Here is a 21,422-nt window from a genome sequence, read left to right as displayed (position 1 = left end):
CATGTTAACGCGTGAACAAATGGCGATGCGCGTCGCCCGCGAGCTGCGAGACGGATATTACGTCAACCTTGGAATCGGCATTCCCACGCTGGTGGCAAATTACATCCCTGATGGCATGGACGTGATGCTGCAATCAGAAAACGGTTTGCTGGGTATGGGGCCGTTTCCCACAGAAGACGAAATTGATGCCGACATGATCAACGCCGGGAAACAGACAGTGACGGCGCGCAAAGGCGCGGCGATTTTCGACTCGGCGCAATCCTTCGCCATGATCCGCGGCGGCCACGTTGATCTGACGGTGCTCGGTGCGTTTGAAGTCGATGTTAACGGCAATATCGCCTCATGGATGATCCCCGGAAAAATGGTGAAAGGCATGGGCGGCGCGATGGACCTGGTTGCCGGAGCTGACAATATCATTGTGGTAATGACCCATGCTTCCAAAAACGGTGAGTCCAAACTGCTTCCCGCCTGCACCTTGCCGCTGACCGGCGTGGCCTGCATCAAACGCGTGCTTACCGACCTGGCTCTGCTGGAAATTGCCGACGGTGCGTTCATTCTGCGTGAGCGTGCACCGGGCATCAGCGTGGATGAAATTGTCGCCAGAACCGCCGGCAAGCTGATCGTTCCCGAAGCTGTCCCCGAAATGCACTTTAACTGAGGAGCTGACCATGCAGGATGTTGTAATTGTCGCGGCAACGCGCACCCCGATTGGCAGTTTTCATGGCGTGCTGGCACCACTTTCCGCCGTGGAGTTAGGCACGGCGGTAGTCCGTTCGCTGCTGGAAAAAACGGCTGTGGCACCTGAGCAAATTGATGAGGTGATTTTAGGTCAGGTTCTGGCTGCGGGCTGCGGCCAGAATCCAGCCAGACAAACGGCGTTACGGGCAGGACTGCCGGTCACCACGCCCGCGTTAACCATCAACCTGCTGTGTGGCTCAGGTTTGAAGGCGGTGCATCAGGCTGTACAGGCGATTCGCTGTGGCGATGCGCAAATCGTGATCGCCGGAGGCCAGGAGAGCATGAGCAATGCGCCCTATTTTCTCGACGGCGCGCGGGCCGGTTTGCGGTTGGGTCATGCCAGTATGAAAGACAGCGTGGTGCATGACGGCCTGTGGGATGCGTTCAACGACTATCACATGGGTATTACTGCCGAAAATCTGGCGGATAAGTTCGTAATCAGTCGTGAGCAGCAGGACGCTTTTGCCCTGCACTCCCAGCAAAAAGCTGCCGCCGCCATTGAAGCGGGTCGTTTTAACGCGGAAATCACGCCGGTCAGCGTCCCACAGGGCAAAAAGCCGCCACGTGTGGTGGACCGTGACGAACAACCTCGCCCGGATACTCAGGCCGACAAGCTGGCGCAACTTAAACCGGCGTTTCGTCCGGGTAACGGCACGGTGACCGCCGGAAATGCATCATCCATCAATGATGGTGCCGCCGCGGTGATGTTGATGAGCGCCGCCAAAGCGGCGGAACTCAATCTGCCAGTGCTTGCCCAGGTGGCGGGCTACGCGGTTTCTGGCGTCGATCCCGCCATTATGGGCATTGGGCCGGTAGAAGCGTCACTCCAGTGCCTGAAGCGTGCTGGCTGGACGCTAAATGACGTGGATCTTATCGAAGCCAACGAAGCCTTTGCTGCGCAAGCGCTGGCGGTTGGCGAATCCCTGAACTGGGACAGCAACCGGGTAAACGTGAACGGCGGTGCGATTGCGCTGGGGCACCCGATTGGCGCATCAGGTTGCCGAATTCTGGTAACGCTGCTGCATGAAATGGCGCGTAGCAACGCAGCCAAAGGATTGGCCACGCTGTGCGTAGGTGGTGGTCAGGGGGTGGCGCTGGCGGTAGAACGTCCGCAGGGGGTAGCTCATGCAAAGTAAGCCTATCTGCATTCTGGGCGCGGGATTAATGGGGGTCGGCATTGCTACCCACTTCGCCCGTTTTGGTTACGATGTCTGGTTATACGATACCGATAGCAGCCGAATTGCAGAAATAAGCGGAGTTGCTGGCGGTATCCTGGATGAGCTGATTGTCACCGATCAATTTGCAATTGGTGAAAAAGCGACGGTCGTGGCTCGCCTGCACGGCACAACCTCGCTACAGGATATTGCCGCATGCCGGTTACTGATTGAAGCGATCCCGGAGCGGCTCGAACTTAAACACGCACTGTATGCGCAACTGGAAGAGCTGATCGCGCCGGAGGCCGTTATTGCCAGTAATACCAGCGGCCTGCCGCCGGATGCGTTGGCAGAAAAACTCGCCCATCCTGAACGGTTGCTGATCGCCCATTTCTGGCACCCGCCACATTTTATTCCGCTGGTCGAAATTGTACCTGGCACCGCAACGAAGCCGGAGTATCTCCATGAATTGCAACAACAACTGATCGCGATGCAACTTGAGGCCGTGGTGCTCGACCGCGCAGCACCAGGGTTTGTTGGCAATCGACTGCAGTTTGCTCTGCTGCGTGAAGCGCTACATATCGTTAAAAGCGGCATCGCCAGCGCAGAAGTGGTTGATCAGGTGATGCGCGCCTCGCTCGGACGTCGCTATGCAATGGTCGGTCCGCTGGAGGCTGCTGATATGACCGGACTTTCTACGGTGCAGGACATTTGTCGGCATCTGCTTCCGGAACTGGCAACCGGCAGCGACATGATGACGCTGGTCGCTGACAAGGTCGCCAACGGTAATACCGGTGTACGCAGTGGTCAGGGTTTTTATCATTGGGATGATTCGCGCAAGGAATACATCCAGCAACGCAGGGAGCATCAGCTGCGATTTGCCCTGAAGCCATAACGTCTCTTTCTGTACCCCAATATAATAATAAGGAGTCATGATGAGTGTATTAATCGCCCTGGCAGCGCTGGGCCTGCTGATGCTGGCAGCCTATCGCGGATACAGCGTCATTCTGTTTGCCCCCATCGCAGCATTAGGTGCTGTATTGCTTACCGAACCCAGCGCCGTCGGCCCTGCCTTCACCGGCCTGTTTATGGAAAAAATGGTCGGTTTTGTGAAGCTGTACTTCCCGGTGTTCTTGCTGGGGGCAGTGTTTGGCAAGTTAATCGAGTTATCTGGGTTTTCACGTTCCATTGTTGCCGCCGCTATCAACATTCTCGGCCGTCGCCATGCCATTCCGGTTATTGTGCTGGTATGTGCGCTGTTGACCTACGGCGGCGTATCGCTGTTCGTCGTGGCGTTTGCGGTGTATCCGTTCGCGGCCGAACTGTTCCGTCAGAGCAATATCCCGAAGCGGCTGATCCCGGCAACCGTTGCGCTGGGCGCGTTCTCCTTCACCATGGATGCCCTGCCAGGCACACCGCAGATCCAGAACATTATTCCGACCAGTTTCTTCGGTACCAACGCCTGGGCCGCGCCGTGGCTGGGTCTGATAGGTTCCGTGTTTATCATCGTTGTTGGTCTGGTTTATCTCGAACGTCAGCGTCGTAAAGCGCAGGCAAAGAATGAAGGCTATGGGACTGAACTGTTAAACGAGCCGGAAACGCCGGATAACATTAATCTGCCGAACCCGATCATCGCGATCTCTCCGCTGATCCTGGTTGGGGTATTTAACCTGCTGTTTACCCGCTGGATCCCGCAATGGTATGGCGCCACGCATCAACTGGAGCTTCCGGGTCTCGCCAAACCGATTACCACCGAAGTCGGTAAAATCACTGCTATCTGGGCAGTGGAAGCGGCGCTGATTTCTGGGATCCTGCTGGTGGTGCTCTTCGGCTATCGCAACATTAAAGGTCGCCTGGCGGAAGGCAGCAGAACGGCGGTTGGCGGCGCGATCCTCGCGGCGATGAACACCGCGTCAGAGTACGGTTTTGGCGCAGTGATCGCCGCCCTGCCAGGTTTCCTTGTACTGTCAAAAGCACTGGCGGCTATTCCTGACCCGCTGCTCAATGAAGCTATCAGTATCACTACGCTCGCCGGGATCACCGGTTCGGCGTCTGGCGGGATGAGTATTGCCCTTGCCGCCATGTCTGACACCTTTATCGCGGCCGCTCACGCTGCCAATATCCCACTTGAAGTCTTTCACCGCGTGGCGTCTATGGCCAGCGGCGGTATGGACACCCTGCCGCATAACGGCGCAGTCATTACCTTATTAGCTATCACCGGTCTCAGCCACCGTCAGGCGTATGGCGGAATTTTTGCTATTACCGTCATTAAAAGTCTGGCCGTACTGTTTGTCATCGGCGTCTTCTACACCACCGGAATTGTTTAAGGAGAATCATCATGAACTTAACGGGAAAAACCGCCCTGGTTACCGGCTCGACCAGCGGTATCGGATTAGGTATCGCACAGGTGCTGGCGCAATCGGGCGCCACCCTGATCCTCAACGGGTTTGGTGATGTGGATGCCGCCAAAGACGCTGTTGCGCAATATGGCAAAACGCCAGGTTATCATGGCGCGGATCTGAGCGATGAAGCGCAAATTGCCGACATGATGCGCTATGCCGAGAGCGAATTCGGCGGTGTTGATATTCTGGTCAACAACGCGGGAATCCAGCATGTATCCCCGGTGGAAACCTTCCCGGTTGATAAATGGAACGCGATTATCGCCATTAATCTCTCTTCCGTTTTTCACACCACGCGTCTGGCGCTTCCTGGTATGCGCGCGCGAAACTGGGGGCGCATCATTAATATCGCTTCTGTTCACGGCCTGGTGGCCTCAAAAGAGAAATCTGCCTACGTAGCGGCGAAGCACGGCGTGGTGGGATTCACCAAGACCATCGCACTGGAAACCGCGCAGACGGGTGTCACCTGCAATGCGCTGTGTCCCGGCTGGGTGCTCACGCCGCTGGTCCAGCAGCAGATCGATAAGCGTATTGCCGAAGGCGCAGAGCCTGAGGCTGCGCGTGACGCCCTGCTGGCGGAAAAGCAGCCGTCGCGCGAATTCGTCACGCCGGAACAGTTAGGTGAGCTGGCACTATTTCTGTGTTCAAACGGTGCGGCGCAGGTGCGCGGCGTGGCGTGGAATATGGATGGCGGTTGGGTAGCGCAATAACATCATCAGGTGCCGGATAAGACTGACTTACATCCGGCACAGTCGTAGGCCGGATAAGACGCAGTCGCATCCGGCGCGCCATGATTAAGACTTCAGTTGATAATCCAGCGTAATATCCGCGTTCAGTACCTGCGATACCGGGCATCCGGCTTTTGCTTTCTGGATGATGCCGTCAAACGTGGCGGCGTCTATCCCCGACACGCTCACCTGGCTATGCAACGCGACTTTAGTGATCGCAAACCCGGCATCTACTTTATCCAGAGAAACATCGGCAGTGGTATCAATGGCATCTGGTGTAAACCCTGCTTCGCCCAGCATCAGCGAAAGTGCCATCGAGAAGCAGGCTGCATGGGCCGCGCCAATCAACTCTTCAGGATTGGTGCCTTTCTCACCTTCAAATCGTGTATAAAACCCATACGGTTGCTGATTCAACACGCCACTTTCGGTCGACACAGTGCCTTTGCCGCGCTTAATGTCGCCTTCCCAGTGTGCCTGACCTTTCTTATGGATAGTCATTACCGCTCTCCTGTGTTGTCGTCGGAGTTACTAGTATAGGACGGCTGAGAAAAAGCATGTTACATACGGGATAGTTCTCATTTGCCGCTTAAGCATTGACCTTTCAGATAAAATGACCGACCATCCAGAAAGCCGTTATGTTGAACATCGGCTTTATATCAGGTTGTATTTCGTCCGTTCTCATACGGGCTCGCCCTTGAAACCAGTAACAGGATTAAGGAGTTAGAATGAAATCGAACCGTCAGGCCCGTCATATTCTCGGACTGGACCACAAAATCTCAAATCAACGTAAAATCGTGACCGAAGGTGACAAAACCAACGTGGTCAATAATCCTACTGGAAGAAAGCGCCGCACTGACGGCAAGTAGCCTTTCGCACGTCTGACTGAGTAACGAGATAAACACCATTGCAACCGCAGTGGTGTTTTTGCTTATAAAACCCCTTAACCCATTCACAATGCTTTATACTTCGCCCGTTTCCCTGGCGGACAGGCCACATACGATCATAAAGAGCGCCAGGGACGGTTATTCAAAAAAGAGTGAGTGACATGGAAAACGAAACCAAAAAACTGCGTTCCCTTTACATCCCCTACGCTGGCCCGGTACTGCTGGAATTCCCTTTACTGAATAAAGGGAGCGCCTTCAGTGTGGAAGAACGCCGTAACTTCAACCTGCTGGGGTTACTGCCGGAAGTGGTCGAGACGATTGAGGAACAGGCTGAACGCGCCTGGATCCAATATCAGGGATTCAAAACCGAAATCGACAAACATATTTACCTGCGCAACATCCAGGACACCAACGAAACCCTGTTTTACCGACTGGTGCATAATCACCTGGATGAAATGATGCCAGTTATCTATACCCCAACGGTCGGCGCGGCCTGTGAGCGTTTCTCTGAGATTTATCGTCGTGCGCGCGGCGTGTTTATCTCTTATCAGAACCGCCACAATATGGACGATATCCTGCAAAACGTCCCTAACCACAATATCAAGGTCATCGTTGTCACCGATGGCGAACGTATTTTAGGTCTTGGCGATCAGGGGATCGGCGGGATGGGTATTCCAATCGGTAAACTGTCGCTATATACCGCATGTGGCGGAATTAGCCCGGCCTATACTCTTCCGGTGGTACTGGACGTGGGGACCAACAACCAGCAACTGCTGAACGATCCGTTGTATATGGGCTGGCGCAATCCGCGTATCACTGATGATGAATACTACGAATTCGTTGATGAATTCATCCAGGCCGTGAAGCATCGCTGGCCGGACGTGCTGTTGCAGTTTGAAGATTTCGCCCAGAAAAACGCTATGCCACTGCTGACCCGTTATCGTGATGAAATTTGCTCGTTTAACGACGATATTCAGGGCACCGCGGCGGTTACTGTCGGTACGCTGATTGCGGCTAGCCGCGCGGCCGGTAGCCAGTTGAGCGAACAGAACATCGTCTTCCTCGGCGCAGGTTCCGCCGGTTGCGGGATCGCCGAGCAGATCATTGCGCAGATCCAGCGTGAAGGTCTAAGCGAAGAAGCGGCGCGTCAACGCGTATTCATGGTCGACCGCTTCGGCCTGTTAACAGACAAAATGCCGAACCTGCTCTCCTTCCAGACCAAACTGGTGCAAAAACGCGAAAATCTCCAGCATTGGGATACCCAAGAAGATGTGCTGTCATTGCTCGATGTGGTCCGCAACGTTAAGCCGGATATCCTGATTGGCGTTTCCGGACAAACCGGCCTGTTTACCGAAGAGATCATCCGCGAAATGCACAAGCATTGTCCGCGTCCGATCGTCATGCCGTTGTCCAACCCTACTTCCCGTGTTGAAGCTACACCACAGGATATTATCGCCTGGACCGAAGGTAACGCGCTGGTTGCGACCGGTAGTCCGTTCGCACCGGTACTGTGGAAAGATAAAATTTACCCAATCGCCCAGTGTAACAACGCCTATATCTTCCCGGGTATCGGCCTGGGTGTGATTGCGTCTGGCGCATCGCGCATCACTGATGAAATGCTGATGTCGGCGAGTGAAACGCTGGCGCAGTATTCACCGCTGGTGCTCAACGGTGAAGGTCTGGTACTACCGGAACTGAAAGATATTCAGACCGTTTCTCGCGCCATTGCCTTTGCCGTCGGTAAAATGGCTCAGCAGCAAGGTGTGGCAGTGAAAACCTCCGCCGAAGCGCTGCAACAGGCGATTGACGATAATTTCTGGCAGGCAGAATATCGCGACTACCGTCGTACTTCTATTTGACGGTTTGCCCGGCGGCACACTGCTGCCGGGCGTTCAACACTTGCGCTTTTGCGTAACTTACGATTACACTTTCACCACCGATTAACATTCTGAAAAACAAAAGGAGGATACTTATGCTGTACTGTGAACGTTTTATCGTTTCACATGCTTTTGGCGATCGCCAGTGCTCAAGCGTTATCGGTATCGTGCTGCGATAACTTCTGCTTGAGCGAAGCTAACTTCTAAATCCCCTTCTCTCGGGCTTACCGGGTTATCGTCAGCGATGTTTGACGAGGCGTTTTCACGCCTGTAACTCTTGAGTAAGCAACAATGAGCACATTACTAACCGCACAATCCTTACACGTTGATACGGCATTCGGCACGCTATTCGACGATCTTTCCTTTACCCTGAAAAAAGGCGACCGCATCGGGCTTATCGGTTACAACGGCTGCGGCAAAAGCACACTGTTAAAACTGCTCGATGGCACGATCTCGCCCACCAGTGGGGCAATCGCGCAGGCGAATCACTGCCATCTCGCGCGTGTAGAACAACATCTACCTGACGATATACTGCCGCTTACGCTGCAGGAAGCCGTTCTCGCTCAACTTCCCGAGCATGAACGCGCAGCTCAGCAGTGGCGGGTTGAAGCACTGCTTGCCGAAATGGGTTTTACGCCAGAGAATTTATCTCTTACAGCGCAAACGTTGAGCGGTGGCCAGCACACGCGCTTGCTATTAGCGCGGGCACTGATGCGTAATCCTGACCTGCTGCTGCTGGATGAACCGGGTAACCACCTGGATTTGCCTACATTACTGTGGCTTGAGCAGTTCTTACAGAACTGGTCTGGCAGTTTTGTGGTGGTCTCCCACGACCCGCAGCTGCTGGACGCGGTGACTCACGGAACCTGGATCTTGCGCGATCGCACCCTCCATGCGTTTGATCTACCCTGTAGTGCAGCGCGTCAGGCTCTGGCAGAAAGAGATGTCAGCGATGCTCTGCGCCACAAGGCTGAGCAAAAAGAGATAGACCGGGTGACTGCCAGCGCCAAACGGCTGGCAACCTGGGGGCGGGTCTACGACAACGAAGATCTCTCCCGCAAGGCCAAGCAGATGGAAAAACAGGTACAGCGCCTGAAAGAGGTGCAAACAGAAGTAACGTCAGGAAGTCAGTGGACACTAACATTGCAGGGTGATGCCCTGCGTGCAGATCGTTTGCTGGAGATGACCAATCTGTCTGTAGCCCCTGCTCCCGGTGCAGATACACTGTTTTCCATTGCCGGTATCCGGTTAAAAAGTGGCGATCGCGTGGCGATTGTCGGGCGTAACGGTTGCGGGAAATCATCGCTGTTAAGGCTTATCTGGCAACAGTTTCAGTCACAGCTGGCATCACCTTCACTGGTGTTACACCCGCGTGTTACCCTGGGTTATTACGACCAGACGCTGCATCAGCTTGCCGATAACGATTCATTGTTTGACGCGCTGGAAGCGTTTGCCCCGCAGCCAGAGATTCGCAAGATGGCGTTGATTAGCGCGGGATTTCCGTGGGTTCGTCATGCGCAGCGAGTCAGCACGTTAAGCGGCGGTGAGCGCTCCCGGTTACTGTTTGTTGGGTTGACGCTTGCGCGCTACAGTCTGCTGATGCTCGATGAACCGACCAACCATCTGGATATGGAAGGCAAAGAGGCGCTGGCAGAAACGCTACAAAGCTATAACAGCGGCGTGTTGCTGGTCAGTCACGACCGGCAGCTTATCAGCCAAAGCTGCAACCGGTTCTGGTTAATCGACAATGGCGAACTCAGTGAATGGCACGATCTGGAGGCGGTCAATGCGCGTATTCGGGAAACGTCCGCGGAGATAACCGTTCCCAAAACGGTGGCCGAAGAGAAAACTGAAATAAGCGGTGACAGCGATAGATTGCTGGAACAACTTCTCGATCTTGAGCAGCGTCTGGCCGACGATCTCGCCCGCAAGCCGAAACATCAAAAACCGTTGTTACAGGCGCAATGGCGCAAGGAGATTGAACGTCTGAACGCACAACTTGAGTAATCTTTATTGCCGGATGGCGCAAGCTTATCCGGCCTACATCAGCAAAATGCGCGTGTAGGCCAGGCATCCGGCAATTCTTGCGTGACGCTTTCCAGTTATTCCCCTTCTCCCTTTTTCTTTTTGCACATTCGCCGCACAATTTTAAATATCGCAATCTTGGTGTTGCGTTTAACGGAACATTGATGGTAGTGTTCCTCTTGAAGGAACAAGGATGATACGGATGATCATGAACTTCAGGCACAAGGGATTGCGCGATTTGTTTCTTCATGGACGAACATCAGGCGTTATGGCGAAACATGTCCGACGATTACGACACAGACTTGCCGTTATTGATGCGGCAAGCAAGGTTACAGATATCAATATGCCCGGTTATAAGCTACATCCTCTGGTGGGTGAACGCGACGGCATATGGGCAATTTCTGTTTCAGGTAACTGGCGTATTACGTTTGAATTCGTCAATGGCGACGCGTACATACTGGATTACGAGGACTATCATTGATGAAGATGGCAAATCATCCCCGTCCTGGGGATATCATTCAGGAAGCGCTGGAAGAACTCAATGTCAGCCTGCGCGAGTTTGCCAGAGCTATGGAGATTGCACCGTCAACGGCAAGTCGACTATTAACCGGGAAAGCGGCTCTGACGCCTGAGATGGCGATTAAACTCTCCGTAGTGATTGGCAGTTCACCCGAAATGTGGTTAAACCTGCAAAATACCTGGAGTCTGGCAGAGGCCCAAAAAAGCGTGGATATTTCACGTCTGCGTAAGCTGGCGGTACAGTGATATAAATGCCGGATATACTTTTGTCATCCGGCATACCATTTATTGCTGCGGTTTTCTCTCTTTCCAGGCATCCCAGGCCTGTTTGATCTCTTGCTTTGCCGTAGCGGCGTCATTGAAACCGTTTAATTCGACCTTCTTGCGCCCTTCCGGCAGATCTTTGTACACGCGGAAGAAAGATTCCAGACGTTGAACTTCAATCTTGGGCAGATCGCTTAACTCTTTGATGTCGTCATAAGTGGGGTCAATTTTACTGGCCGGAACGGCGACAATTTTGTCGTCCTTTTCACCGCCGTCGATCATCTTCAGTACGCCAATAGCGCGCAGCTTAATCAACGTTCCCGGAGCAAGCGGCGCACGGGTATAAAAAATGACGTCCAGCGGGTCACCGTCACCGGCTAAAGACTGGGTGAGTGAACCGTAGTTGGCGGGATAGGCAACCGGCATTGACTGGAAGCGATCGGCAACGATAAAACCGGTTTTGGCGTCGGTTTCATATTTAATCATTCCACCTGCCGGAATTTCGGTTACGGCATAAAACTCTTCCGGGTTGTTCTCCGGCTGAGGAAATTCGAGGATGTTCTGTGCCTGAGCTGAAGCACAAAGAAACACGCTGACTGCGAGTAATTTTTTCACCAGATGCATTGTCTTTTAACTCTTCTATTATCGGAAAGACAACACCTTACGTTCAGCAGATGACAGAAACATGACGTTTTTTTGGCAAAAAAATGGCGCTACCGATGTAGCGCCATTGCGTAGAGGGAACATCAGGGATTAGTTAACCCCCTCCTCGCTCTCTTTTTTCGCTTCTTGTCTTTCAACTTCGCGATACCAACGTGGGTGATGTTTCTTCGCCCAGCGACGGCTCACTTTCCCTTCGACCATACCTTTAATCGATCCTTTCACCCAGAATGCCATATACATATGGATGAGGATGGCGTGCATCAGGATAATCCCCGCAGCCGCATGGATCAGCAGGCTATAGCGCACGACCTGCATCGGGAAGAACTGCGCAAAGTACGGACGCCAGATAATGATACCGGTAATCAGCAGCACGAAAATCATGCTCATAATCGACCAGAACATCATTTTCTGTCCGGCGTTGTATTTGCCCACATCCGCCACTTTGTGTTCATTGCCTTTCAGTACTTCCACAATGTTTTTCAGCCACGGAATATCTTTCTTATCCGGGATGTTGTGGTGCACAAAGCGTACAAACATGAACATCAGTGCCACGAAGATCAGTATGCCGAAGAACGGGTGCAAAATGCGTCCCATCTGCGGCGTACCGAAGGTTTGCGTCAGCCATTGCAGAGTCGGGAAGAAAAATGAAATCCCCGACAGCGCTACCAGGAAGAAGCAGATCACCACCGTCCAGTGACAGGCGCGGTCGATAAATTTCGTGCGCACAATCATTTTCGACTTACTCATGATGATCCTCCTCGTCGTCGTCCACTTCCTTATTCGGACCAATACCAATGTAGTGGTAAATCAGTCCGGCGAAGGTGGCGATAAATCCGGCAGCGGCCAGCGGCTTCAGCGCTCCTTTCCACAGATTGATAGAGGTATCTATCTGCGGGTCTTTTGGCAGGCCGTGATACAGTTCAGGCTGGTTGGCATGATGCAGAACGTACATGACGTGCGTGCCGCCCACACCTTCCGGGTTGTAAAGACCGGCATGTTCAAAACCGCGTGCCTTCAGTTTGGCCACACGCTGTTCACCCATTTCCAGCATTTCCTGCTTGGTGCCGAAATGTATTGCCCCGGTCGGACACGTTTTCACGCAGGCAGGTTCCTGCCCGACGCTGACGCGGTCCACACACAGCGTACATTTATACACCCGGTTATCCTCTTTATTGAGGCGCGGAATATTAAATGGACACCCGGCAATACAGTAGCCGCAGCCAATGCAGTGCTCTGACTGGAAATCGACAATCCCGTTGGCGTACTGGATGATGGCCCCGGCAGACGGGCACGCCTTCAGGCAGCCCGGATCTTCACAGTGCATACAGCCGTCTTTACGAATCAACCACTCCAGCTTGCCGTTCTGTTCGGTTTCGGTAAATCGCATCACCGTCCAGGACTTGGCGCTGAGATCGGCGGGGTTGTCATAAACCCCGACGCAGTGGCCAACTTCATCGCGGATATCGTTCCACTCTGAGCATGCCACCTGACAGGCCTTACAGCCTATACAGGTGGAAACGTCGATCAGCTTCGCGACTTCTGCTTTGTAATCACGGGCCTGAGGCGGCGGCGTGATGGAGTTTGTTGCGGACCGTTTGATGATGTCCTGCGTTTCCATAGACATATGTTCGCCTCCCTTACGCCTTCTCGATGTTAACTAAAAACGCTTTGTATTCCGGCGTTTGCGAGTTTGCATCACCGACATTCGGCGTCAGGGTGTTGGCGATAAAGCCTTTACGCGCGACTCCTTCAAAGCCCCAGTGGATTGGGATCCCAACCGTTTCTACCTGCTGACCGTTGACGTTCAGGGTACGCAGACGACGAGTGACCACGGCAACTGCGCGAATAAATCCACGTTTGCTGCTGACTTTCACGTGATCGCCGTTGTTGATCCCCTTCGCTGCCGCCAGCGTTTCGCTGATTTCCACAAACTGCTCTGGCTGGGCAATCGCATTCAACAATGCGTGCTTGGTCCAGGTATGGAAATGTTCGGTCAGACGATAGGTCGTCCCGACGTACGGAAAGTCCTGTTTCGTGCCCATACGGAGTTTATCCGCTTCGTACAGACGCGCTGCCGGGTTGGAGATCACATTCGGGTGCAGCGGGTTAGTGCCCAGCGGCGTTTCCATCGGCTCGTAGTGTTCCGGGAACGGACCTTCCGCCATCTTATCGATAGCAAACAGACGCCCCAGCCCTTCCGGCTGCATGATAAACGGATTGGTGCCACTGCCCGGTGCCGCGGTATTGAAGTCCGGGATATCGTTCCCCGTCCACTTCGTACCGTTCCACTGGATAAGCATGCGTTTTGGATCCCACGGTTTACCCTGCGGATCCGCCGAAGCGCGGTTATACAGCACGCGACGGTTTAGCGGCCATGCCCAGGCCCAGCCCAGCGTATTACCGAGACCTGACGGGTCGGCGTTATCGCGATTGGCCATCTGGTTGCCCTGCTCGGTCCAGCTGCCGGTATAAATCCAGCAGGATGATGACGTAGAACCATCATCGCGCAGCAGCGCAAAGCTGTTGAGCAACTGACCTTTCTTCGCAACCAGCACGCCGTTGGCATCATAGAGATCTTCCAGCGCATAGCCGTTGTTCTCTTTCGCCACTTCTTCGGAGTGCGGTTCGTCCGGCTGCTTATAGTTCCAGCTCATTTTCAGAACGGGTTCTACAGCTTTACCGCCTTCAGTGCGATACATGTCGCGCAGGCGGTGGTAAATACCGGCAAGGATTTCGCCGTCGTTGCGGGCTTCACCCGGTGCGTCCTGACCTTTCCAGTGCCACTGCAGCCAGCGGCCGGAGTTGGCGATGGAACCGTCTTCTTCCGCAAAGCAGGTAGAAGGCAAACGGAAGACTTCAGTCTGAATCGACGCCGGATCAACGTCGTTTGATTCACCGTGGTTCTGCCAGAACGTTGAAGTTTCGGTCACCAGCGGATCGATAACCACCAGATACTTCAGTTTGCTGAGGCTCTGCACCACTTTGTTTTTGTCCGGGAAGGACGCAACAGGGTTAAAGCCCTGACAGATGTAGCCGGTGACTTTCCCGCTATCCATCATGTTGAAGTATTTAATGACGTCGTAGGACTGATCCCACTTCGGCAGCCACTCAAAGCCCCAGTCATTTTCTTTCTGCGCTGCATTGCCGTAGAAAGATTTCATCAGGCTGACGAAGAACTTCGGATAGTTGCCCCAGTAGTTAACCTGATCGGCCAATGTCGCTTTTGGCGTGTTTGCGGCCAGATAGGTTTGCAGGTCTGTCTGTTTCTCTGACGGCAGCGTCAGGTAGCCCGGCAGGCTGGTAGAGAGCAGACCTAAGTCGGTTAACCCTTGAATGTTGGAGTGGCCGCGCAAGGCGTTGACACCGCCACCTGCCATCCCCATGTTGCCGAGCAGCAACTGGATCATCGCCATGGTGCGGATGTTCTGTGCCCCGACGGTATGCTGAGTCCAACCCAGCGCATACAGGAACGTGGTGGTGCGATCGGCTGCACTGGTGGAAGCCAGCACTTCGCAGACTTTCAGGAAGTCTTCTTTCGGCGTACCACAAATGTTTTCCACCACATCCGGCGTGTAGCGGGAAACGTGCTGTTTTAGCAGGTTCCAGACACAGCGAGGATGGCTTAACGTTTCATCGCGTTTCGCGTAGCCGTTTTCATCGAACTGGTAGTTCCAGGACGATTTATCGTATTGGCGTTTTTTCGCGTCATACCCGCTGAACAGACCGTCTTCAAAAGCATAGTCATCCCGCACCAGCAGGCTGGCATTGGTGTAATGCTTAACGTATTCAGCGTTAATTTTGTTGTTTTCAATCAGGTACAGCAAGACGCCGGACAGGAACGTAATGTCCGTGCCGGAACGAATTGGCGCATAGATATCCGCCACCGAAGCTGTACGTGTAAAACGAGGGTCAACAACAATCAGCGTGGCATCATTGTTGTTTTTGGCTTCCATCGCCCAGCGGAATCCCACTGGATGTGCTTCAGCGGCGTTACCGCCCATCACCATCACGACGTTAGCGTTTTTAATATCAACCCAGTGGTTGGTCATCGCACCGCGACCAAATGTTGGAGCAAGACTTGCTACCGTTGGTCCGTGTCAGACGCGCGCCTGGTTGTCTACTGCCAGCATGCCGAGTGAGCGCACAAATTTTTGCGTCAGCATGCCGGTTTCATTACTTGCCGCAGATGCACACAGCATCCCGGTTGAAAGCCAGCGGTTTACCGTTACGCCCTGCTCATTCTTCTCAATAAAGTTGGCGTCACGGTCATTTTTCATCAGCTTCGCGATACGGGTGAATGCTTCATCCCAGCTGATACGCTGCCATTTGTCGGAACCTGGTGCACGGTATTCCGGGTAACGCAGACGGTTTTCACTGTGCACGTAATCCAGTAATCCTGCGCCCTTAGGGCATAATGCCCCACGGCTCACCGGATGATCCGGATCCCCTTCAATATGGTAAATCGACTCTTTGGCGTTTTTTGCTCCATCTCCCAGGCTATACATTAATAGCCCGCAACCTACGGAACAGTATGTGCAGGTGTTTCGGATCTCTTTGGCGCGTAAAAGCTTATAGTTTCGCGCCTGAGCCAGTGCCATTTTGGGTGCAAAACCCAGAGCAGCTACTGTTGTTCCCGCCATACCGCCCGCGCAGATTTTAAAAAATTGTCTGCGGCTGACGTCCATTGCTTTCCTCTTTTTTGCAGGGATTCGTACAGGACATCTCTCAGATCGCGCCAACGCGGCATAATTGAAAGATGACATGTACAACTTCGCGACGAAACTATCAGCTATATCCATATTTTTTTTGCGTCAAATCAATAACGAAACGGTTCCGCTACTAAATAGTGCACTTTGTTTAACCTTTGTACCCATAAGGGGGTAGGTAAAAGGTAATTAGTTAGCGCGCTACGGTGTAAAAGTGCTATAAATTTCAGCTTAAATTTTTGCCAGCACCATGGACAGACAATCAGAATGACAAAACAAAAAGCGACGTTAATTGGGCTCATTGCCATCGTGCTCTGGAGCACGATGGTCGGGCTAATGCGTGGGGTAAGTGAAGGACTGGGTCCTGCGGGTGGCGCAGCAATGATTTTTTCGTTAAGTGGCCTGTTGCTGATTTTTACCGTCGGCTTTCCGAATATCAGAAAAATTCCTGTGCGTTATTTAATCGCGGGTAGCGTGCTTTTTGTTACCTATGAAATATGTTTAGCGCTGGCTCTCGGTTATGCGGCTACTCGTCACCAGGCTATTGAAGTCGGTATGGTCAATTATCTCTGGCCGAGTCTGACGATATTGTTTGCTATTTTATTTAATGGTCAAAAAACAACCTGGCTGGTAATCCCTGGATTAATTATCGCATTGACCGGGGTTTGTTGGGTATTGGGTGGCGAAAATGGCCTTAATCCTGGTGAAATTATAAACAACGTTGCCAGCAGCCCGCTGAGCTATTTCCTCGCCTTTCTTGGCGCATTTATCTGGGCAACGTATTGCACGGTGACCAATAAATACGCAAAAGGCTTTAACGGTATTACCGTATTCGTTTTACTAACGGCTGCAAGTTTGTGGGTTTACTATTTTATGACTCCGCAACCAGAAATGAATTTCAGCACTTCGGTGACTATTAAAATGTTCTCAGCGGCATTAACGTTAGGATTTGCCTATGCGGCGTGGAATATTGGCATTTTGCATGGCAACGTGACCATCATGGCCGTAGGTTCCTATTTTACCCCAGTGCTATCCTCTGCTCTGGCTGCTGTGTTGCTCAGCGCCCCGTTGTCGCTATCTTTCTGGCAGGGTGCATTGATGGTTTGTGCGGGTTCGCTACTTTGCTGGTTGGCAACACGCTGCGCCTGAAAAAAAATCCGGGTTTTATCGCGCAAATCTGAAACCCGGCTACACTGTAATCAAATTAATGAATAATAAATGTTCATTCCACTTGTGGTTTATGTTTATTTTTGTTTAATTTAATGTTAAATAATTGGTGATTAATTAACTCCCGAAAATATTGCATGCTTATCTATATTCCTCAGTATGTATATATTATACCTGCGTGACTAACGCCATTTAAACCATAGACGGCACAATAGTCCCCTACGTAAATATACCCATTCAGATTTGTCACATATAAAGATTAATACAATCAGCTATATTATGTAGATCTGGATCACACAAATTCAAATATTTCGCAATATTATGAAACTTATTATTGAACTTATACCACTGCGTCATTTAAAAATAGTTTGCCATTGACGAACCCCTTCGTTTAGCAATGGTTTAGGAAACACACCAAGAAAAAATTATAAGGATTATTTAGAATGAAACTTAAATTAGTTGCAGTGGCAGTGACTAGCCTGTTGGCGGCAGGTGCGGTAAACGCAGCTGAGGTATATAACAAAGACGCAAACAAACTGGATATCTACGGTAAAGTTCACGCTCAGCATTACTTCTCTGACGACAACGGCAGCGATGGCGACAAAACCTACGCGCGTCTGGGCTTCAAAGGCGAAACTCAGATCAATGACCAGCTGGTTGGTTTTGGTCAGTGGGAATATGAATTCAAAGGTAACCGTACTGAATCCACCGGTGGTTCCAACAGCGACAAAACTCGTCTGGCATTCGCTGGTCTGAAATTCGCTGAATACGGTTCTTTCGACTACGGTCGTAACTACGGCGTAGCATACGACATCGGCGCATGGACCGACGTCCTGCCTGAGTTCGGTGGTGATACCTGGACCCAGACTGACGTATTCATGACTGGCCGTACTACTGGCGTTGCAACCTACCGTAACACCGACTTCTTCGGTCTGGTTGAAGGTCTGAACTTTGCTGCTCAGTACCAGGGCAAAAATGACCGTAGCAACGACAAAGAAGCTAATGGCGACGGTTTCGGTCTGTCTTCTACTTACGAGTATGAAGGCTTCGGCGTAGGTGCTACCTATGCGAAATCTGACCGTACTGACTCTCAGAGCAATGCTGGCAGCGCGTTCAAAGCTGACGGTAAAAACGCTGAAGTATGGGCTGCTGGTCTGAAATATGATGCGAACAACATCTACCTGGCAACCACCTACTCCGAAACCCGCAACATGACCACCTATGGTTCTAAAGTTAACGGTATCGCTGATAAAGCACAGAACTTTGAAGTTGTTGCACAGTACCAGTTCGACTTCGGTCTGCGTCCGTCCGTTGCTTACCTGAAATCCAAAGGTAAAGACATCAACAATTACGGCGACCAGGATCTGGTTGAATACGTAGACCTGGGTGCTACCTACTACTTCAACAAAAACATGTCTACCTTCGTTGATTACAAAATCAACCTGCTGGATGACAATGCATTCACCAATGCTGCCGGTGTAAGCACTGACAACATCGTGGCTGTTGGTCTGAACTACCAGTTCTAATTTTGTTGTAGTCTGAATACAAAGCCAGTCCTTCAAGGGCTGGCTTTTTCTCTTAATGTAGACTCGGTCATAAGGAGTATGCCGTGCAGACATTCACTGGTCGTTGTCTTTGCGGACAGAGTCATTTTACCGTTGACGTCGAAATGCTGGATGTCTATGCCTGCCACTGTACGCTGTGTCAGAAATGGTCAGGCGGCATCGCCATGTATCTGGAAGCCAGCGCTCACCCGCTGATGTCGCCAGAATCGGCAGAACCTTCGCACTTTCCTTCTTCAAATCGTGGTGAACGGTTCTTCTGTTCCGGCTGCGGATGCCCACTGTGGTTTACGTTGACGGACAGCGATCGCTACTTTATTCCATGGACACTTCTGGAACTTAATGAGGTAGATCGCCGCCGCCTGATATTAGCGGCAGAGATCTATACGGAAACGCAACCTGCGTTCTGGAGACTGACGGGGCAATACGCTCGACTGAGTGGGAAAGAAGTCGAAGAGATGGATTACCCCTGTCATTTAGCTCACTAGTTATTAACGTTGTACCTTTGCCAGACTGAACCACATTCCTATCGCTAATATGATAAGCATGCTGCCGGCGCTGCTTAAGGCCACGCTATGTGACCAGGTGAACGCTTCTCTGGCAGCCGTCAGCAATGCCTCACTCAGTGACGACGGGAGCGAGTGCGCCAGTTGTACCGCCTCCCCCATTGACGATGAGGCACGTTCCATTTCCTGCGCATTAAGTCCGGCTGGCGGCAGAATCGATGCAGAAAAGCTACGGCTCAGCAGTAAGCCAAAGATAGCGATCCCAAGTCCTGCCCCCAGTTCATAAGCCATTGTCTCGATGGCGCCAGCGGCCGCGGCTTTTTCCGCCGGCGCTGCTGCCATGATAGCCGCCGTTGAAGCCAGGAGCGCACTGGCGGCGCTGAAACCGAGCAAAGCCATCAAAATCCAGGCTTGTACCTGTTGGCTACTGAAATCCGTCATCGCCAGGCCGTAAAAACTGACGGCGCTCAGTGTCATGCCCGCCGTTGCCACACAACGTAATCCAAGGCGTGAAACCAACATACCGGCAATCGGTCCGCTGAAACCACTTGCCAGCATCACAGGCAGCATGAACAATCCAGCCTGATATGGTGTTAAACCGTGAACAAACTGTAGTTCCTGAGCCATCAGCAACTCAAAACCCACCAGCGTTATCATCGCGGTCATCGCCATCACTACACCGCTCAAGATAATGCGATGCGTGAACAGACGCATATCAATCATCGGGCGAGCTGCCGCAAGCTGGATACGGACAAACTGCCACAACAGTAAAGCGCCGGTTAACAGCGTCAGGGCGATGGCAACGGTCGCCGTATGCCCTTTCAGCGCGGTTTTAGCGCTGTAAACCAACAGCAGAATGGCAACAATCAGCATTATCGCATGACCAAAATTTAACGATTGATCGCGACGTCCAGCCTGGCGCGGCACTAAGCGTGCGGTTAAAGCCATTACCACCAGGACAATCGGCACATTAATTAAGAATACGGACCCCCAGTAGAAGTGCTCCAGCAGCATCCCGCCAACCAGTGGGCCAAACGCCGCACCGCCGGAACCGACCGCCGCCCAGACGCCGAGCGCCATATTTCGATGCCGTTGCTCAGAGAACGTGGCGCGAATACCCGCCAGCGTTGCCGGAACAATCATCGCCGCGCCAATTGCCAATACCGCCCGGGTTGCAATCAGCCAGCTTGCGCTATGAGCAAAAGCGGCCGCCAGCGATGCGAGACCAAATAATCCACCGCCTAACAGCAGCAGACGTTTAAAGCCGATGCGATCCCCCAGCGCACCCATTGGCAATACCATTCCGGCCATTACCAGGGAATAAATATCAATGATCCACAGCAGCTCGTTACCACTGGCACCCAGCGTCATACTCAGCGTGGGCGCGGCAACGTGCAGCACCGTTGCATCAATCGCAACAGGGATGTAGACCAGCACAATAATGACTAACGTTAACCACTGACGAAACATAAAACTCCCTAACGAAACCAAAACTGGACACATGTCCAGCTTTAGCGATCCTACGGAAAATTGAACATATGTCCAACTTTTTGTTAGACTGCGATCTATACGGGTACAGGAGGAATGATGAGCTATCTAAATCGGGATGAACGTCGGGAAGTGATTCTGCAAGCAGCAATGCGTGTCGCACTTGAAGAAGGATTTTCCGCCATGACGGTTCGACGCATTGCTGCAGAAGCTCACGTCGCGACGGGCCAGGTACATCACCATTTCGCCTCTGCCGGCGAACTCAAATCCCAGGCATTTGTGCGCCTGATCCGCACCCTACTTGATGCCGAACTGGTCAGCGAAGACGCCAGTTTCCGTGAGCGACTGCATGCGATGCTAGGCAGTGAAGATGGTGGTCTGGAACCCTATATTAAGCTATGGCGTGAAGCACAGGTTGTTGCGGGTAAAGATCCGGAAATTAAAAGCGCCTACCTGTTGACCATGCGAATGTGGCACGAAGAAACCGCCAACATCATTACACAAGGACAGAAAGCCGGTGAGTTCTCATCCGCGCCTGATGCCGCCGACGTCGCATGGCGCTTAATCGCATTAGTCTGCGGCCTGGATGGTATGTACATATTAGGTATTGAGGAAATGGCCGATCCTGCATTCGATCGTCATCTTGATCGTATGATAACGCAGGAGTTATTTATTTGATGTAATAGATGGATTAACAATACATCTTTTATGTTTACAATTAGTAACACTTAAGCAACGTGTA

At 52.3% G+C, this 21,422-nt stretch carries 19 protein-coding genes and 1 pseudogene; 14 read left to right on the top strand and 6 right to left on the bottom strand.

All coding sequences use genetic code 11. The features are described 5' to 3' along the window. Window position 1 precedes the first annotated feature (1 nt). From OGY04_RS06070 to OGY04_RS06050, 5 genes are read left to right on the top strand one after another with little or no spacing between them, the layout of a single operon-like run. Entirely contained in the window at window positions 2-658 is a 657-nt protein-coding gene (locus OGY04_RS06070) for a CoA transferase subunit B (protein WP_208744301.1), read from the top strand. A gap of 10 nt (window positions 659-668) precedes the next feature. Then, complete coding sequence (locus OGY04_RS06065) at window positions 669-1,874, top strand: acetyl-CoA C-acetyltransferase (RefSeq protein ID WP_286584953.1); 1,206 nt, start codon at window positions 669-671, stop codon at window positions 1,872-1,874. Then, on the top strand, window positions 1,864-2,787 hold the full coding sequence (locus OGY04_RS06060) for a 3-hydroxyacyl-CoA dehydrogenase family protein (protein WP_111465569.1): 924 nt from the start codon (window positions 1,864-1,866) through the stop codon (window positions 2,785-2,787). The genes OGY04_RS06065 and OGY04_RS06060 overlap by 11 nt, the downstream gene beginning before the upstream one ends. 37 nt (window positions 2,788-2,824) lie before the next feature. Further along, window positions 2,825-4,219: a GntP family permease gene (locus tag OGY04_RS06055; RefSeq protein ID WP_196776256.1), complete on the top strand. Its 1,395-nt coding sequence runs from the start codon at window positions 2,825-2,827 to the stop codon at window positions 4,217-4,219. Window positions 4,220-4,230: 11 nt separating this feature from the next. Next, window positions 4,231-5,001 (top strand): 3-hydroxybutyrate dehydrogenase, encoded by a 771-nt coding sequence (locus OGY04_RS06050; protein ID WP_128317398.1) that lies wholly within the window; start codon window positions 4,231-4,233, stop codon window positions 4,999-5,001. 84 nt (window positions 5,002-5,085) lie between these two features. Here the strand turns inward: OGY04_RS06050 and OGY04_RS06045 are convergent, their stop codons facing one another. Beyond that, window positions 5,086-5,517, bottom strand: a complete 432-nt coding sequence (locus OGY04_RS06045; protein ID WP_286584952.1) for an OsmC family protein — start codon at window positions 5,515-5,517, stop codon at window positions 5,086-5,088. A gap of 227 nt (window positions 5,518-5,744) precedes the next feature. Here OGY04_RS06045 and sra point away from each other — a divergent pair, with 227 nt between their 5' ends. The 5 genes from sra to OGY04_RS06020 all read left to right on the top strand — a co-directional run bounded on the left by sra (window position 5,745) and on the right by OGY04_RS06020 (window position 10,570). Next, a complete protein-coding gene (gene sra, locus OGY04_RS06040; RefSeq protein WP_003833009.1) occupies window positions 5,745-5,885 on the top strand; it encodes a stationary-phase-induced ribosome-associated protein in 141 nt (46 codons plus the stop codon). 179 nt (window positions 5,886-6,064) lie between these two features. After that, window positions 6,065-7,762, top strand: coding sequence for a malate dehydrogenase (gene maeA, locus OGY04_RS06035; protein WP_003833011.1), 1,698 nt, complete (start codon window positions 6,065-6,067; stop codon window positions 7,760-7,762). A 309-nt stretch (window positions 7,763-8,071) separates the two neighbouring features. Beyond that, a complete protein-coding gene (locus tag OGY04_RS06030) occupies window positions 8,072-9,787 on the top strand; it encodes an ABC-F family ATP-binding cassette domain-containing protein (protein ID WP_286584951.1) in 1,716 nt (571 codons plus the stop codon). Window positions 9,788-10,007: 220 nt separating this feature from the next. Next, on the top strand, window positions 10,008-10,286 hold the full coding sequence (locus OGY04_RS06025; protein WP_003833016.1) for a type II toxin-antitoxin system RelE/ParE family toxin: 279 nt from the start codon (window positions 10,008-10,010) through the stop codon (window positions 10,284-10,286). After that, window positions 10,286-10,570, top strand: a complete 285-nt coding sequence (locus OGY04_RS06020; RefSeq protein WP_003833018.1) for a HigA family addiction module antitoxin — start codon at window positions 10,286-10,288, stop codon at window positions 10,568-10,570. Before OGY04_RS06025 ends, OGY04_RS06020 begins: the two co-directional genes overlap by 1 nt. A gap of 41 nt (window positions 10,571-10,611) precedes the next feature. Here the strand turns inward: OGY04_RS06020 and OGY04_RS06015 are convergent. The 4 genes and pseudogenes from OGY04_RS06015 to fdnG form a co-directional block, all read right to left on the bottom strand. Further along, a pseudogene (locus OGY04_RS06015) lies at window positions 10,612-11,212 on the bottom strand (inorganic diphosphatase); the annotation flags it as partial. Between the two features lie 129 nt (window positions 11,213-11,341). Then, the gene (gene fdnI, locus OGY04_RS06010; RefSeq protein ID WP_003020054.1) at window positions 11,342-11,998 is read right to left on the bottom strand and encodes a formate dehydrogenase-N subunit gamma; all 657 of its coding nucleotides are present in this window, start codon (window positions 11,996-11,998) and stop codon (window positions 11,342-11,344) included. Then, entirely contained in the window at window positions 11,991-12,875 is an 885-nt protein-coding gene (gene fdnH / locus OGY04_RS06005; RefSeq protein ID WP_003833024.1) for a formate dehydrogenase N subunit beta, read from the bottom strand. The genes fdnI and fdnH overlap by 8 nt, the downstream gene beginning before the upstream one ends. 13 nt (window positions 12,876-12,888) lie before the next feature. After that, window positions 12,889-15,936 carry a formate dehydrogenase-N subunit alpha gene (gene fdnG, locus OGY04_RS06000; protein ID WP_162623433.1) on the bottom strand — a complete coding sequence of 1,016 codons (3,048 nt, stop codon included), beginning with the start codon at window positions 15,934-15,936 and terminating at the stop codon, window positions 12,889-12,891. 288 nt (window positions 15,937-16,224) lie between these two features. On the opposite strand from fdnG, the gene yddG reads away from it, so the two are divergent. The 3 genes from yddG (at window position 16,225) to OGY04_RS05985 (ending at window position 19,174) form a co-directional block, all read left to right on the top strand. After that, the gene (gene yddG, locus OGY04_RS05995; protein ID WP_286584950.1) at window positions 16,225-17,106 is read left to right on the top strand and encodes an aromatic amino acid efflux DMT transporter YddG; all 882 of its coding nucleotides are present in this window, start codon (window positions 16,225-16,227) and stop codon (window positions 17,104-17,106) included. A 461-nt stretch (window positions 17,107-17,567) separates the two neighbouring features. Continuing rightward, a complete protein-coding gene (ompD, locus tag OGY04_RS05990; protein ID WP_103770613.1) occupies window positions 17,568-18,650 on the top strand; it encodes a porin OmpD in 1,083 nt (360 codons plus the stop codon). Window positions 18,651-18,733: 83 nt separating this feature from the next. Further along, window positions 18,734-19,174: a GFA family protein gene (locus tag OGY04_RS05985; RefSeq protein ID WP_003833032.1), complete on the top strand. Its 441-nt coding sequence runs from the start codon at window positions 18,734-18,736 to the stop codon at window positions 19,172-19,174. A 3-nt stretch (window positions 19,175-19,177) separates the two neighbouring features. On the opposite strand, the gene OGY04_RS05980 is transcribed toward OGY04_RS05985, so the two are convergent. Continuing rightward, window positions 19,178-20,662, bottom strand: coding sequence for an MFS transporter (locus OGY04_RS05980; protein ID WP_286584948.1), 1,485 nt, complete (start codon window positions 20,660-20,662; stop codon window positions 19,178-19,180). 117 nt (window positions 20,663-20,779) lie between these two features. On the opposite strand from OGY04_RS05980, the gene OGY04_RS05975 reads away from it, so the two are divergent. After that, window positions 20,780-21,358: a TetR family transcriptional regulator gene (locus OGY04_RS05975; RefSeq protein WP_057068227.1), complete on the top strand. Its 579-nt coding sequence runs from the start codon at window positions 20,780-20,782 to the stop codon at window positions 21,356-21,358. Window positions 21,359-21,422: the final 64 nt, after the last annotated feature.

Origin of the sequence: Citrobacter sp. Cpo091, from assembly GCF_030332645.1 — a bacterium.
GTDB lineage: Bacteria > Pseudomonadota > Gammaproteobacteria > Enterobacterales > Enterobacteriaceae > Citrobacter > Citrobacter portucalensis.
This window is presented reverse-complemented; position numbering and strand designations above follow the sequence as displayed.